This is a genomic window from Cytobacillus kochii (genome assembly GCF_044790165.1).
GTDB lineage: Bacteria > Bacillota > Bacilli > Bacillales > Cytobacillaceae > Cytobacillus > Cytobacillus kochii.
Genome location: NZ_CP085254.1, coordinates 2,432,786 through 2,447,798, shown reverse-complemented (window position 1 = coordinate 2,447,798; position 15,013 = coordinate 2,432,786). Strand labels below are relative to the sequence as shown.

The window sequence follows — 15,013 nt, the reverse complement described above, 5'->3', positions numbered from 1 at the left end:
ATAGGGCATCATTTGTTATTGTTCGTTTTAAGGTAGTTCATTTAGTTATAACCCAGCCCCTTTAGTTTATCTTCGGTTATTTTCAAGTTCTATATCTTCTTTTTTAAACAGAACATGGTGTAATGATACAATTGGGTTTTAAGCTAAGTAAATTAGGCTCATATTAAAGGATGATTGAACTACCAAAACGCGTCATGGAAGAAATTATACGCTAAATTAACAATACTTTTACTAAAAGACCGAACTGTTCATAAAACCAACTAGTTAGACTTTTGGGAGGGATATTACCTGACAGGCATCATCAATTCCTTTTCCCATAAAAAGATTTGAGTACATATAAAAGGATTCTTAAAAGCACTTACTTAAGATATTAAAGATTTATTGTGAATTTTTCTAGAGAACTTCCGCTAGTGGAGGAGGATGTTACTCGCCATTTGGGGTTGAACATCTGATGACTGTCGTTTAAAGGGTCAAAAAAGCATATAGAAACATTGTTGCTTTGTATCCTGCATTAAAAGTGGTATTGAAAAATTTTTTTCATTTACTCTTGACCTTTACGCAACGTAAACCTTTATTGTAGTGATTAGGAGGTGAATTGATGCTCTATTCAATTAAACAAATGGCAGAAATGTCAGGTGTAAGTACACGTACTCTAAGATATTATGATGAAATTCATTTACTTGAGCCTGCAACAGTCAATGAAGCGGGTTATCGCTACTATTCAACAAGAGAAGTCGATCGATTACAACAGATCTTATTTTATCGGGAATTAAACTTTAAATTGTCTGACATACAACAAATACTATCGTCTGAAAGTCAATCGATACAAAGTGTATTACATTCACATTATGAGGCGTTAATTGAAAAGAGGAATCATATAGACAGCCTCATTAGAGCAGTGGAACAGACGATTGCTTATCATAAAGGAGAGAAAGAAATGAGTAATGAAGAAAAATTTGCAGCATTCAAAAAGAAAAGATTAGAAGAAAACGAAAACAGTTTTGGAGAAGAGATTCGTCAAAAATATGGTGAAGAAACAGTGGATGAAGCAAATAAATCATGGCTGGGAATGTCTGAGGAAAAGTATAAAGAAATGCAAGAGGTAGAGGGGCAACTGATTGAAAGACTTAAACAATTCAATCAACAAAAAAATCAACAAAAAGAAGATGCGAAGCAAATCGTGATGTTACACAAAAAATGGTTACAATATACATGGTCAACTTATTCTTCTGAGGCACATAAAGGTTTAGCAGACATGTATATCGCTGATGAGAGATTTACACAGTATTACGATGAGAAAGCAGGTGTGGGGGCTGCTCAACTCTTAAGAGACAGTATTTTAGCATATGCGTAAAAAAAGAGTAGCCATTTTTTGGCTACTCTTTTTTTATTCTATATTATTTCATTGAAATCCAGACACTTTTCACTTCAGTATAATTATCAAGAGCATAGGATCCCATTTCACGACCGATACCAGACTGTTTATAGCCACCAAATGGTGAAGCTGCATCAAAAGCATTATAACAGTTAACCCAAACGGTACCTGCTCGAAGTTTATTTGCAATATAATGAGCATTTGCTACATCACGTGTCCATACTCCCGCAGCCAAACCATATTCTGAGCGATTAGCTCGATCAATAAGTTCATCCAAATCTTCATATGGCATTGCGGAAATAACTGGACCGAATATCTCTTCCTTAGCAATCGTCATGTCATCTTGCACATTAGCAAAGATTGTTGGTGAAACAAAATAGCCATCATCCTGTGGTTTCGTTCCTCCTACGACCAGTTCTGCACCTTCACTTACCCCTTTTTCAATATAACCAAGGACTCGTTTTTGTTGTTCAGTTGACACCAGTGGTCCAATTTCTGTGTCAGCATGTATACCTGCTCCTTGTTTGATATTTTTAGCATGGCTTGCCATATCAGCCACTACATTATCAAATTGTTTCTTCTGAATAAACACACGAGAACCGGCACAGCACACTTGACCTTGGTTAAACATGACACCATTTAGGGCCCCTGGAATCGCTTTTGAAAGGTCAGCATCAGGTAAGATAATATTAGGTGATTTACCGCCAAGCTCCAGCGTTACCCTTTTTAATGTTTTAGAAGCACTGGACATAATCGATTTACCGACTTCAGTAGAGCCAGTAAAAGCAATTTTGTCTACCAATGGATGATCCACTAATGGACTACCTGCCGTTTCACCAAATCCAGGAACAATATTAATGACACCTTTAGGGAATCCAGCTTCCTCGACTAGTTCTGCTAAATAGAGAGCAGATAGAGGAGTTTGCTCAGCTGGCTTTAATACAACCGTACAACCGCTAGCTAGTGCTGCACCGATTTTCCACATAGCCATTAACAATGGGAAGTTCCATGGGATGATTTGTCCTACTACTCCCACAGGTTCATGTCTTGTATAGTTAAAGAATGGACCGCTTACCGGTATCGTCTGTCCTACGATTTTTGTTGACCAGCCAGCATAATAACGCATATGCTCAACAGCTAGTGGGATATCTGCATTTGTTGTTTCTCTAATAGGTTTTCCGTTATCTAAGGTTTCTAATTGTGCTAATTCTTCACTATTCTCTTCCATTAAGTCGGCAAGTTTATAGAGAAGTCGACTGCGTTGTGCAGCAGAGATCTTTGACCATTTACCATTATCAAATGCCTCGCGAGCTGCTTTGACCGCTAAATCAATGTCTTCCTTGTCAGCTTCATATACATGGGCGAGTACTTCACCTGTCGCTGGGTTATAAGATTCGAATGTTTTACCTGATTTGCTTTCGACAAACTCCCCATTAATATACAGCTTTTTCTTCCCACTTAAAAATTTCTCCACCTTTTCTTTCACACTTACAGTTAACTGACTCATCGAATTCCTCCTTAAAAATAGTGTCTATGTACTCTCATGGCTGGAATTGTTAAGCATAGAAACCGTTTACATGAATATAGTACCATTTTTTAAAATTATAAATCAACTAAGAAGATTTATAATTTTCCGTCTATATTCGACATGGACATTTAATGAATATAAGAAAGAAGCTATTTATCGGACAGCACTAATGTAAAGGTTAAACATCGGAATTGATATCTATATGTATGCGCGGATTAACAGGTATTATATTCATCCTGGAGCCGTGTGAAAATACACTTGTATTCCAACAAGAAATGCCTTTTCAACATACTCATGAGTATATAGGAAAAGGTCTTATATTCTATTTTTAGATTTTATGTCGAATTTTTTTATTTATTACTTGTACTTTTTATTAAAATGCGACAAAATTTTATCATTTTATTTAATCTCAGTGTTTTCAAAGATCAATAAATGTGCCGTTCCACTTTTGTTCCAAATTTCATAAATTAATTAGAAAGTTAATTTAAATTAAATTCACTTGTATTCTCTATAAAAAGGAAGGTGACAACCTATGCCAGAATTCTTTGATGGAATAATATCTCAAAATGCTTCCTATGCCAATTCTATAAACATACCAACTTCGTCTGCTTACCAAATTTGGGGACAAGTTGGCCTTAATGTTAGTGAAGCTATCCCCACTTCAAACATTCGTGTTCAATTTGACGGTATTATTACTTTAAAATTAAGTCCAACAGCCAGTACTTATACAAATTTTGTAGAAATAAAAATTGTTCGAGGGACTAATCCTAATGCTAATACTATTTTTACAGGTATCAAGACTATTGTTCTTAATGGCTCCGAGGATGGTCCTCAAGAGTACGCATTTTCCGCTTCAGATTACAATGTCCCCAAAGGTTCTGGGTTTTTAATATATACTGCCTTTGTTCGTAATATTACTGGTGCAGTTGATTCAGATGTAACGCGTGTTGGCCCAGAGAGTTTTAATGCGACAGCTAGTGGAATTACAGGTTTGAGTGGAGTTACAGGAGCCACGGGGGCGACCGGAGTAACCGGTCCAACAGGAGCAACTGGAACGACTGGAATAACAGGGTTAACTGGAACAACAGGAATCACAGGAGCGACTGGAATAACTGGAGCAACCGGAGTCACAGGAGATACGGGAATAAGCGGAGCGACCGGAACGACCGGAGTAACCGGTCCAACAGGTGCAACTGGAACGACTGGAATAACAGGGTTAACTGGAACAACAGGAATCACAGGAGCGACTGGAGTAACGGGAGCCACCGGAATAACAGGAATAACTGGAGCAACCGGAGTAACAGGAGCAACAGGAATCACAGGAGATACGGGAACGACCGGAATTACAGGAGTCACAGGAGCCACGGGAACAACAGGAGTAACCGGGGTCACAGGAACAACAGGAGTAACCGGGGTCACAGGAATCGCAGGAGCCACAGGGTTAACCGGAGCGACAGGAGTCACAGGTAATACAGGTCCTTCAGGAATAACCGGAACAGCAGGAGTAACGGGAGCAACCGGAATCGCAGGATCGACCGGATTAACTGGAACAACGGGAGCAACAGGAACGGCTGGATTAACAGGAGCCACCGGAATCACAGGATCGACCGGATCAACAGGAACGACTGGATTGTCAGGAGTCACCGGAGCTACGGGAGCCACAGGCATCGCAGGAGCCACCGGAATAACAGGAGCCACAGGGACGACGGGAGTAACTGGTCCAACAGGAGCCACTGGTGTAACGGGAGCCACCGGAATAACAGGAATCACAGGTGTCACAGGAGCAACAGGAGCAACAGGAATAACAGGAGCAACAGGAATCACAGGATCAACAGGAATCACAGGATCAACAGGAATCACAGGATCAACAGGAATCACAGGATCAACAGGAATAACAGGAATAACAGGAATAACAGGAATAACAGGAGCAACCGGAATCACAGGATCGACCGGATCAACAGGAATCACAGGATCGACCGGAATAACAGGAATAACAGGAGCAACAGGAGTAACGGGAGCAACAGGAACGGCTGGATTAACAGGAGCCACCGGAATCACAGGATCGACCGGATCAACAGGTACCACAGGAGCAACCGGAGTAACCGGAATAACAGGAGCAACCGGAGTAACGGGAGCAACCGGAATCGCAGGATCGACCGGATCAACAGGAGTCACCGGAGTAACTGGTTCAACAGGATCGACCGGATCAACAGGTACCACAGGAGTAACCGGTCCAACAGGAGCCACTGGAGTAACGGGAGCAACAGGAATAACAGGAGCAACAGGGACGACGGGAGTAACCGGTCCAACAGGAGCCACTGGAGTAACGGGAGCCATCGGAATCACAGGAGTAACCGGAATCACAGGAGCAACAGGAACAACAGGAATCTCAGGAGCAACCGGTGTAACGGGAGCAACAGGAATAACAGGAGTAACAGGGACGACGGGAGTAACCGGTCCAACAGGAGCCACTGGAGTAACGGGAGCCATCGGAATCACAGGATCGACCGGAATCACAGGATCGACCGGAATCACAGGAGCCACCGGAATCACAGGATCGACCGGAATCACAGGAGCAACAGGAATAACAGGAGTAACAGGAATTACAGGAGCAACAGGAATAACAGGAGTAACAGGAATTACAGGAGCAACAGGAATCACAGGAGTAACCGGAATTACAGGAGCAACAGGAATAACAGGATCGACCGGAATAACAGGATCGACCGGAATCACAGGAGCAACAGGAATTACAGGAATAACAGGAGTAACAGGAGTAACAGGAGTAACAGGAGTAACAGGAGCAACTGGAGCAACAGGAGTAACCGGCGCTACGGGAGCAACAGGAATCACAGGAGCAACAGGGACGACGGGAGTAACCGGTCCAACAGGAGCCACTGGAGTAACGGGAGCCATCGGAATCACAGGATCGACCGGAATAACAGGATCGACCGGAATCACAGGAACAACAGGAATCACAGGAACAACAGGAATCACAGGAACAACAGGAATTACAGGAGCAACAGGAATTACAGGAGCAACAGGAATCACAGGAGTAACCGGAATCACAGGAGCCACAGGAGTAACAGGAGCAACCGGAGTAACAGGAGCAACAGGAATCACAGGAGCAACCGGAATCACAGGAGCAACCGGAATCACAGGAGCAACTGGAGTAACCGGCGCTACGGGAGTAACAGGAATCGCAGGAGCAACCGGAATCACAGGATCGACTGGAATCACAGGAGCCACAGGATCGACCGGAGTAACGGGAGCAACCGGAGTAACCGGTCCAACAGGAGCAAGTGGAACGACGGGAATAACCGGAGATACCGGAATCACAGGAGCCACAGGAATCACAGGAGCGACTGGAGTAACGGGAGCCACAGGAGCTGGATCTCAATTATTTTTTACACAAGTGGCTGGGCCAATTGCGCTAATAACTACTGGAACTGAAACGACAGTGGCTACATTAAATGTACCAACTACTGTTGCTCAAAACATTAAGATTGACTATGCGATATCAGTTGATGTAATTACAACTGCAAATGCTAATTTTACCTTCCAAATAAGGCTATATCTTAATGGGACTTTACTTGATACACGTTCCGCTCAAAGAAGTGTAAGTGCGTCAGGTACATCAAGATTTCCTGTTGCATCAACCAATGTAAATACTGCTACTACCACTGGAACTGCAACATATGATATTAGAATAGCTTATACAGTAGCAACAAATGTAACCTCTTCAAGTGCTTTAAATATCGACATTAACGCAATACGTTTTCCGTAACGAAAGTAAATCAATAAAAATAAAAGCTATCCTTCAAAAGAGTTTGTCAACATGGGAATTAAAGATAAATATTAAGATAGTAGTTGTTTGTTATATTGACGTTAGAACATCCTGAGAAGCAGCCTTAATGGCTGCTTTATTATTTTTAAATACTTCTGTTTTTAATTTTTTGAATGTTGTTATGCTACATTGTGAAATTTTCGCTACTTCAGGTTGGGAACCATTTACTTTCAACTTGCTAAAAAAGTATTCACTAAAGAATAACCTTCTATATTATATTTTTGGAATTTCCCTCCGAGTTTATCTCTTTATTTCTTCCATCCTTCAACCTACTTGTGTTCATGCTAATATTCATCAACCAGTCATATTCTGCAAAAGTGTATGGAAAATGAAATAGAAGTTTTTTGTCATGGGGTTATCTTTTTCTTTAGCTTAAAAGGTTCGCATATTAATCATGTGAACAGTTATTCTACTGCTAGTTAAATCGATGACCATTGATTCCAATTGTGAGGAATTCTCTCTATGCAATCATGTTGTCAATAGTACATAAATGCTTGAGAACTGTATGAAAAAGTGAAATTTGAACACAATAGTATTACATGAAGGGAGGATAACAGATTTGAAAGAGTATGAGGATATGCCTTTAAGTGAATCCAAAAATCTTTATGAGAATCTATCCTTGCTAAATGGTGATTTAGAAAATTCTGATGAAAATTGGGATGCTATTGAAGGTATTGACATCGCGATTCCAAGAAAAAAATCACAGAATTAAATTAAAGAAGCTGCTTACTGGCAGCTTCTTTAGTTACGCTCATTTTTTGAATTTAAATATTTTGCAGCTAATAATGCTTTTACTTCATTATAAGATAAACCAGACTGTTGATTTAGTCGTTTCACTTCATTAATATCAGTTCCTGCTACTGTAAATCGTTTTTCTTTTGATGACATGATGTTCACCTCTTTCTATAGTTTACGTTACTTACGAAAAAATACACAGAATTAAATTCATTAATCTAAGCTAAGTTGTCCATACTAATAGTAGAAGATAAAATTTAGAGGGGGATTACGATGTTTTTTAATAAAAAAGCACAAGATGAAAAACCTGAAGTAGTGATTTTAAGTACGGATGTATATGCTTGTCTAGATAATACATGTAATGGCTGGATGAGAAAAGATTTTGTATCTGTAGATTTGAAATGCCCTTTATGTGGTAGTGACACAACTTTAGAAGTAAGGGATCTCCCAGAAATCTTAATGTAACTTGTCGCCAGTTAAAGATAAAGCAATTAGCATAGTTCTTTGTGTTAATCGCTTTATTTTTAGCAAGATGGATACAAAAAACCGTGTAGTCTACATCGACTGCACGGTTTTTGTCGTTCTATTCACCTTTTTTTGAAAGACAACGATCACATTCCATTAAGTAGGATTCCGCTTGTTCTTCCATTATTTGACCGCATTCTGGGCATACCTTCTTAGGTAAAGTTTGAAAAAATTCTACTGGACTCATCATTTTTTTTCATCTCCTTTTATATAACAATTATTTTATTATTCCTTCTGTTATGATACAGTATACACAAATAAAATAAAAATGTGTACCTATTTTTTGAATTTTTTAATAAAAAGGAAGAAAAATTTTCATTTTAAGGAAGAAGAATTACTATTAATACATTTATTAAGCAACAACCCTCATTTTGTTAAACTTCTGTTATATAAGTCATTAGATTATTATTGTCCTGTTCTTTTCCTGTAACGAACTTTTGTTATGATTATCACCGTTAGCTAATACAAGCTATACAGGAGGTTATGCGAAATGAAAAAATCAGTATTATCATTTTTAGCTGTAGCAACTATTGCAGGAGGAGCTGCAGCAAGCGTGCAAGCCGAGGAAGTAACTGTCAAAAAAGGAGATACAATATGGAGCATCTCACAAAAATATAATACGACAGTTGAACAGGTTAAAGAGTGGAATAACTTATCTTCAAATACAATTTATATTGAAGATGTGTTAAACGTATATGAGGAAGAAAAATATAAAGTAAATAAAGGCGACACGCTTTGGGGCATTGCAAAAGAACTTGATGTGAAGGTTGATTCGTTAAAAAACTGGAACAATTTAAGTTCAGAAGTGATACACCCTGACCAAGAGCTTGTTGTATATCCCGGTGCACCGAGTAGTATCGTAAAAGAAAGCCCGGTACATACTCCGGTAGAAAATACCGAATCTACACCAACTAAAGAAGAAAAACCAGCGGTGAATGAAGAGACGAACAAAGAAAAGGCAAAAGAAGAACCTGCAGAGGCTGTAGATGCACCTAAGGAAGAGAAAAATACAAACAATACCCCTTCAGAAGAAGGAGCAAAAGAAATTACAATGGAAGCAACTGCATATACAGCATCTTGTGAGGGTTGTTCTGGTGTAACTGCAACTGGTATTAACTTAAAAGAGAATCCAGATGCGAAGGTCATTTCAGTTGATCCAAATGTTATTCCACTTGGCACAAAAGTATATGTAGAAGGTTATGGTGAAGCAATCGCAGGAGATACTGGCGGTGCAATTAAAGGAAATAAAATTGATATCTTTATTCCAAATAAAGAGGATGCCATTAATTATGGTAGACAAACAGTAAAAGTGACAATCTTAGATTAATTGTTAAATAGAAAATGGTTAAACTAGTATGATAGTTAGCTGACAAGTCCGAACACATTTCAAACCTATAAAGGTTTATGTGTTCGGATTTTTTTGCTCTATGGGTCTCTTAGACTGAAAGAAAGAGTTGTGAACTCTGCTATTTCGTATTCAAGGTTTCATTATAATTTTTTCTTTGCACGTGACACAACCCATTTTTACCCATCCATCTTGGGCAATATACTTATGCCTTGTTATTTTTGCTATGATTTTAGGAGTATATATCCTCTATTCACTACAATTCTATTACTTTAACTACCCCTAAAAATTTATTATAGACCCAGGTTCTGCTTATTGATCTTTGACATACCTGCCTTAAAGTCTGACATAAACAATATCGAGTTGAATGAACTTTTCATTATTAAAAGGGAAAATGAGAAAAAGAAAGGTGATGATTATTATAGCGATTTAACTTAACAGTGGAGATGAAAACAACATTCATCTCACTAGATTCGTTAATTAACTAAGAACACGAAGAGATCTATATCGTGAAATTTCTTGAAAATAAGGATGAGTGCAACGGGCAAATAAATGCGCGACCAGGCAATTAAAATAAACCAAAACCGCGCAAGAAAAAATATAAAACCGGTCTTATTTATTTTTGTTTTTCTCCTCATGATGAACAAAAAAACTTTTTACTGGAGAAATGAGTGACTTAAAGTTTTCTGTAAGGTAAGCTGTTCTTTCAAAAATAATCGATTTTAAATGATCGATTTGTCTTGATAATTTCTCATTAAGTGCATCTTGGGATTCGAGTTTTTCCATAACAGATTGATGATAGATATCTTGTGTTTCCATTTTGTCTTTAATAGCAGCTTGATCATCGGTAATGACTGTTAATTCCTCTAGGATTTTTTCAGTCGGCTTCTCAAGGTTATCTAATTTTCGTGAAAGTTCTAATATAGCTGTTTCCTGAATAGATGATTGTGCTAATAGAGTTTCATATGAAGACTGACTAGTTCTTAGTTGAATTAGTAATTCTTCGTTTTTATTTTCAATTTGTTGAAGATAACCATTCATTTCGAGTTGATTTTGCTCTTGAGCTTGGTAGGCTGATTGAAGTGCAGTCCAGTCCTCATTGTATTGCTGCATATTTTTTTCGTGGCGTATACTCTCATCTTTAGCATAGCTCATTAAATCTTCATACGTCTCCTCTAACTGATGTTGTAAATCGCGATGCTGTTTTGATACTTTATGATTAAGCTGTGATTGTTCTTCTAAAAGGTCAGATAGATAATTTTTTCTAAAAACATCTTGATTACTAGTGATTTTTTCTTTAAGAAACAATGATGGTGTTACTTGCTCTTGTTTAGACAGAATATAAACCTCCCTTCATATCTGTTTTTATAGCATATGAGTGTCGTTGTTAAACTGTGGCAATAATAGGCACTTACCTATTAAACGAAAAATTTTTGAAACTATTTATCAGGCGTTTACGTATGTACTATAGACAGGATGCAAAAGAAAATGAGAGTCAGAAATGAAAGAACTCCATTTTCCATAAGCATAAGAAACCATGCTAATTGAATAGTTTTTTTTCACTTGCTTTTTTAAGTAGAAAAGCGAGGGTATATCAGTTTACGTTTTTCTAATAAACGTTTAAACTAAATGTATACATATTTACAATTTTCAATGAAAAGGGAGAGATGAAAAGTGGCAATTTCATTATCAAAAGGACAAAAAATTGATTTAACCAAAACAAATCCAGGGCTATCTAAAGTCGTTATCGGTCTTGGTTGGGATACAAATAAGTATGATGGCGGCCAAGATTTTGACTTAGATACTAGTGTGTTTTTATTAGATGAATCTGGAAAATGTTCTTCGGATAAAGACTTTATTTTCTACAATCAATTAGAAGGTGGAAATGGGTCAGTTGTACATGCAGGGGATAATCGCACGGGTGTGGGTGATGGTGATGACGAAAGTGTAGAAGTTGACTTATCTAATGTACCTGCTACTATTGCAAAAATTTCGTTTGTAATTACGATTCATGATGCAGAGGGAAGAGGGCAAAATTTCGGACAAGTATCTAATTCTTATGTTCGTATCTTAAATGAAGAAAACAATGAAGAATTGATTCGTTATGATTTGGGAGAAGACTTCTCTATTGAAACAGCTGTAATTGTTGGGGAGTTATACCGTCATAATGGCGAATGGAAATTCTCTGCGATTGGTTCAGGCTATCAAGGTGGTTTGGCAAGAATTGCAACTGATTACGGCTTACAAGTAGGATAATCTTAACGCGATAAAAGGGGGAGTCTCTTTGGCTATTCAATTATCAAAAGGGCAAAGAATCGATTTAACGAAAACAAACCCGGGGTTAACGAGGGCAGTGATCGGTCTCGGTTGGGATACAAACAAGTATAATGGCGGGGAATCCTTTGACCTAGATGCTTCTGCATTTTTAGCAGATCATCAAAACCGTTGCCAGCAAGATCAAGATTTTATTTTCTACAATCAGTTGGAACATCCATCAGGTTCGGTCATTCATACAGGAGACAATCGTACTGGTGAAGGAGATGGGGATGATGAACAATTAATTGTCGAATTTTCAAAAATCCCTTCAACTGTTGATCGTATCGGAATTGCTGTTACCATTCATGATGCAGAGTTAAGAAAGCAAAATTTCGGACAAGTTTCCAATGCGTTTGTCCGTTTAGTAAATGAAGCAACAAATGAAGAACTTCTACGTTATGATTTAGGAGAAGATTTTTCCATTGAAACAGCTGTTGTTGTATGTGAGCTTTATCGCCACAATAACGAATGGAAATTCAATGCCATTGGTAGTGGCTTCTCAGGTGGACTAGCAGCATTATGTAAAAACTATGGCTTAGAAGTATAAGGAAGAGAGGCTCAATCATTTTTAAAAATGATTGAGCCTCTTTCATATATCTCTGGTTCATTCTTAATTGCAGAGAGTCATTCTTTACGACAAGGAAGTTCTAAAAGAAGTAACTAAATATGAAAAATCCTAATATTGAAAGCCGATTAGAAAAGTATACATGTATCAGTCTTATTTTAAAGGAAGATAGGTGAAATTAGTGGCTTTGAAGTATACAGAATACGGTGATAAGGGTGCTTCTTTAATTGTATTTTTACATGCCATGGATTTCCTATGGAAAAACCTGACTTATTTACTTATATCGTTGAAACGTGGTTACTAAAAGGTGATTTACCAAAGGGATGTAGCGAGATTAGATCATTTTGTACTGAGGATGGTGCTGAAGGCTAATTACCTTTTTTATTTCAAGCAGAGTCTACTTGTTTGTAAATATGGTATAGTAAATATTTATGAATGAAAACAAAGGAAGTATGAGCAAATGGTATCAACAAAAGTTTATATAAAAGAGTGGCAAAAAGCGATTGCAGCAGAAATCAGTCATTTAAAACAATATGGTAGTAAGAGTTTTCATATTTTTGCTGGAAGAAAATTAGATGCAAAAGAGGGCTATAGCTATTACTTTGAAGTCCATTTTCCTTTATCAATTCCAATTGGTTCAACCATTACCGTTCTTTGGGGAGAAAGAAGGTCAAAGGGCCGTATGGTATCTGTAGAAGGAAAAAATATTATTGTAACGATAGAAGATTATTTCGGTGAAGAGATTCATGAAGCCCATTTGCAGCATGACCCGTGGGAGTTATTAGATCAACTCTATCAGAGGCTAGCGGAAATAAAGGATCAAAAGAAAAAAAGAGTAAGAATAAAGCATCTAATGAATCCCTCAACTGAGGTAAAACATCCGCAAGATAAAATTAAATCATCATTACATGAGTTAGTCCTACGATCGAAGTATAATCCAATGACTTATATTTGGGGACCTCCTGGAACCGGTAAAACCTATACGTTAGCAAGAGTAGCTGCAAATCAATATTTAAAAAAGAAGCGGATATTAATTGTCGCACATAGTAATCAAGCAGTGGATGTACTTATGGCAGAAGTTTATCAGTTTCTTTTGAAAAAGGATAAATATAATCTTGGTGATCTATTAAGGTATGGCAGACAGTCAGATGAATTCATGAAGCAGTTTGCTTCAATTACAGCGACTGGCTTATTGAACATGAGCGATGGTGATTTAATAGAAGAGAAAAATCAATTAATGGAGGAAAGAGCAGGATTAAAATTAGATCTATCCTCTTCCTTTAGCCAACGTGATAGTAGGCAATTAGTTGAAATAGAAAAAAAGCTTCATACATTACAGGAAAAACTAAAGAAAAAAGAAAATACGCTAGTAAAGCAATCAAGAATCATTGGCACAACTTTGGCGAAAATGGCTACTGATACCCTAATCTATGAAGATGAATTCGACTATATCATTTTAGATGAAGCAAGTATGGCATATATCCCTCAAATTGCCCTGGCGACTTCTCTAGGAAAACGGACAATTATTTGTGGAGATTTTAAACAGCTACCGCCAATAGCTTCAGCAAAGCATCCTTTAGTAAAAAAATGGTTGCAAGAAGATATTTTCCATCATGCCGGTGTCGTAAGTCAAGAGAAGAAAGGGAAACTTCATCCGCAGTTGTTCTTATTAAATGAACAAAGAAGAATGCACCCAGATATATCGAAATTCACGAATGAATATATTTATCAATCCCTCGTTATCGATCATCCATCTGTCTATCAAACGAGAGAGAACATTGTAGAAAGTCATCCATTTCCTCAACGTGCTTCTATATTGTTAGATACATCAAGTACAGGTGCCTATTGCATAAAGGAAAAATCAACGCATTCACGCGTGAATCTCTGGCAATTATTGCTCTCTTTTCAACTCATTCATGAAGCTTATAAGGCGGGTAATCGCTCAATAGGCTATGTCACCCCTTATAGGGCACAAGCAATATTAATGACACAGTTCTTAGATGAAGTCTATGAGAAAGAGAAAATGGCTGCGCAAATTGTGTCAGCGACTGTCCATCGCTTTCAAGGGAGTGAGCAGGATATGATGATATTTGATACAGTCGATGGGGATCCGGAAACAAGACCAGGTATGTTATTAACCGGTCAAAATAGTGAACGATTATTGAATGTTGCTCTCACACGTACAAAAGGAAAGTTTATCCATATAGCAAATGGTACGTTTATAAGGCAGCATGTATCAAGTAAGAAAATATGGAAAAAATTATGGCAACATCAAACGAGCGAAGGACATGTGATTGGTCCCGCTGAAATAGGGCAATGGATGAATCATTCTCATCCGAAATTGTCTTGGCATTATGCTAAAAAGCGTGAACGCCTCCTATATGATCTACATCATGCTAAGAAGCAAGTAATCGTTGGATTGCCGAAAATATTTAGTGTTGGATCCCCTTATATAGAGGTATTTCAATCACTTATGAAAAGGAATTTACTTACGATTTGTAGTGAGTCTCATTTATCTGAGCTTCCTTCGGCTAATCAAATGAAAGGTCATCCGTGCTTTGCTTTTATTTTGATTGATGATGATATTTTATGGCTTGGAGCTCCTTTTGAAGCAATGACTAATCTATTACCCCCTTATGTCAGTGCGAGAATCATATCAAATACATTAGTCAACTGGGTTAAATCTAATGGTTGGTAGAAGAATAATATAAAAGTGAAACTTATTTTCATTTATTACGTTCTATTTAATAGAGGAGAGGAAATAAAAACTTTTCACTATT

The 15,013-nt window shown here is 37.7% G+C and carries 12 protein-coding genes; 8 read left to right on the top strand and 4 right to left on the bottom strand.

The window, feature by feature from the left end; all coding sequences use genetic code 11:
* Nucleotides 1-598: 598 nt before the first annotated feature.
* A complete protein-coding gene (locus LG276_RS12660) occupies nucleotides 599-1,354 on the top strand; it encodes a MerR family transcriptional regulator (protein WP_251161678.1) in 756 nt (251 codons plus the stop codon).
* Nucleotides 1,355-1,397: 43 nt separating this feature from the next.
* Here the strand turns inward: LG276_RS12660 and LG276_RS12655 are convergent, their stop codons facing one another.
* Complete coding sequence (locus tag LG276_RS12655; protein WP_224936585.1) at nucleotides 1,398-2,882, bottom strand: aldehyde dehydrogenase family protein; 1,485 nt, start codon at nucleotides 2,880-2,882, stop codon at nucleotides 1,398-1,400.
* Nucleotides 2,883-3,435: 553 nt separating this feature from the next.
* Between LG276_RS12655 and LG276_RS12650 the strand changes: the two genes are divergently transcribed.
* On the top strand, nucleotides 3,436-6,687 hold the full coding sequence (locus LG276_RS12650) for a collagen-like protein (protein ID WP_251161677.1): 3,252 nt from the start codon (nucleotides 3,436-3,438) through the stop codon (nucleotides 6,685-6,687).
* 619 nt (nucleotides 6,688-7,306) lie between these two features.
* Nucleotides 7,307-7,459: a hypothetical protein gene (locus LG276_RS12645; protein ID WP_251161676.1), complete on the top strand. Its 153-nt coding sequence runs from the start codon at nucleotides 7,307-7,309 to the stop codon at nucleotides 7,457-7,459.
* A 29-nt stretch (nucleotides 7,460-7,488) separates the two neighbouring features.
* Here the strand turns inward: LG276_RS12645 and LG276_RS12640 are convergent, their stop codons facing one another.
* Nucleotides 7,489-7,635, bottom strand: coding sequence for a hypothetical protein (locus LG276_RS12640; RefSeq protein WP_224936582.1), 147 nt, complete (start codon nucleotides 7,633-7,635; stop codon nucleotides 7,489-7,491).
* A gap of 120 nt (nucleotides 7,636-7,755) precedes the next feature.
* Here LG276_RS12640 and LG276_RS12635 point away from each other — a divergent pair, with 120 nt between their 5' ends.
* Complete coding sequence (locus tag LG276_RS12635; protein WP_224936581.1) at nucleotides 7,756-7,947, top strand: cold-inducible protein YdjO-related protein; 192 nt, start codon at nucleotides 7,756-7,758, stop codon at nucleotides 7,945-7,947.
* 118 nt (nucleotides 7,948-8,065) lie between these two features.
* Here LG276_RS12635 and yhfH read toward each other — a convergent pair whose 3' ends face one another.
* On the bottom strand, nucleotides 8,066-8,197 hold the full coding sequence (gene yhfH, locus LG276_RS12630) for a protein YhfH (RefSeq protein ID WP_224936580.1): 132 nt from the start codon (nucleotides 8,195-8,197) through the stop codon (nucleotides 8,066-8,068).
* A gap of 300 nt (nucleotides 8,198-8,497) precedes the next feature.
* Between yhfH and LG276_RS12625 the strand changes: the two genes are divergently transcribed.
* Nucleotides 8,498-9,334, top strand: a complete 837-nt coding sequence (locus LG276_RS12625; RefSeq protein WP_251161675.1) for a LysM peptidoglycan-binding and 3D domain-containing protein — start codon at nucleotides 8,498-8,500, stop codon at nucleotides 9,332-9,334.
* 630 nt (nucleotides 9,335-9,964) lie between these two features.
* Here the strand turns inward: LG276_RS12625 and LG276_RS12620 are convergent.
* Nucleotides 9,965-10,660: a hypothetical protein gene (locus LG276_RS12620; protein ID WP_224936578.1), complete on the bottom strand. Its 696-nt coding sequence runs from the start codon at nucleotides 10,658-10,660 to the stop codon at nucleotides 9,965-9,967.
* A gap of 366 nt (nucleotides 10,661-11,026) precedes the next feature.
* On the opposite strand from LG276_RS12620, the gene LG276_RS12615 reads away from it, so the two are divergent.
* The 3 genes from LG276_RS12615 to LG276_RS12605 all read left to right on the top strand — a co-directional run bounded on the left by LG276_RS12615 (nucleotide 11,027) and on the right by LG276_RS12605 (nucleotide 14,931).
* Nucleotides 11,027-11,608, top strand: a complete 582-nt coding sequence (locus LG276_RS12615; protein ID WP_224936577.1) for a TerD family protein — start codon at nucleotides 11,027-11,029, stop codon at nucleotides 11,606-11,608.
* Between the two features lie 28 nt (nucleotides 11,609-11,636).
* On the top strand, nucleotides 11,637-12,215 hold the full coding sequence (locus tag LG276_RS12610) for a TerD family protein (RefSeq protein WP_251161674.1): 579 nt from the start codon (nucleotides 11,637-11,639) through the stop codon (nucleotides 12,213-12,215).
* Between the two features lie 478 nt (nucleotides 12,216-12,693).
* Nucleotides 12,694-14,931: an AAA domain-containing protein gene (locus LG276_RS12605; protein WP_251161673.1), complete on the top strand. Its 2,238-nt coding sequence runs from the start codon at nucleotides 12,694-12,696 to the stop codon at nucleotides 14,929-14,931.
* The last annotated feature ends 82 nt before the right edge of the window (nucleotides 14,932-15,013 follow it).

What these genes read in the sequence shown, in the direction of transcription:
- LG276_RS12660 (WP_251161678.1), top strand. Translation starts at nt 599, where the DNA reads ATGCTCTATTCAATTAAACAAATGGCAGAAATGTCAGGTGTAAGTACA.
- LG276_RS12655 (WP_224936585.1), bottom strand. Translation starts at nt 2,882, where the DNA reads ATGAGTCAGTTAACTGTAAGTGTGAAAGAAAAGGTGGAGAAATTTTTA.
- LG276_RS12650 (WP_251161677.1), top strand. Translation starts at nt 3,436, where the DNA reads ATGCCAGAATTCTTTGATGGAATAATATCTCAAAATGCTTCCTATGCC.
- LG276_RS12640 (WP_224936582.1), bottom strand. Translation starts at nt 7,635, where the DNA reads ATGTCATCAAAAGAAAAACGATTTACAGTAGCAGGAACTGATATTAAT.
- LG276_RS12635 (WP_224936581.1), top strand. Translation starts at nt 7,756, where the DNA reads ATGTTTTTTAATAAAAAAGCACAAGATGAAAAACCTGAAGTAGTGATT.
- yhfH (WP_224936580.1), bottom strand. Translation starts at nt 8,197, where the DNA reads ATGATGAGTCCAGTAGAATTTTTTCAAACTTTACCTAAGAAGGTATGC.
- LG276_RS12625 (WP_251161675.1), top strand. Translation starts at nt 8,498, where the DNA reads ATGAAAAAATCAGTATTATCATTTTTAGCTGTAGCAACTATTGCAGGA.
- LG276_RS12605 (WP_251161673.1), top strand. Translation starts at nt 12,694, where the DNA reads ATGGTATCAACAAAAGTTTATATAAAAGAGTGGCAAAAAGCGATTGCA.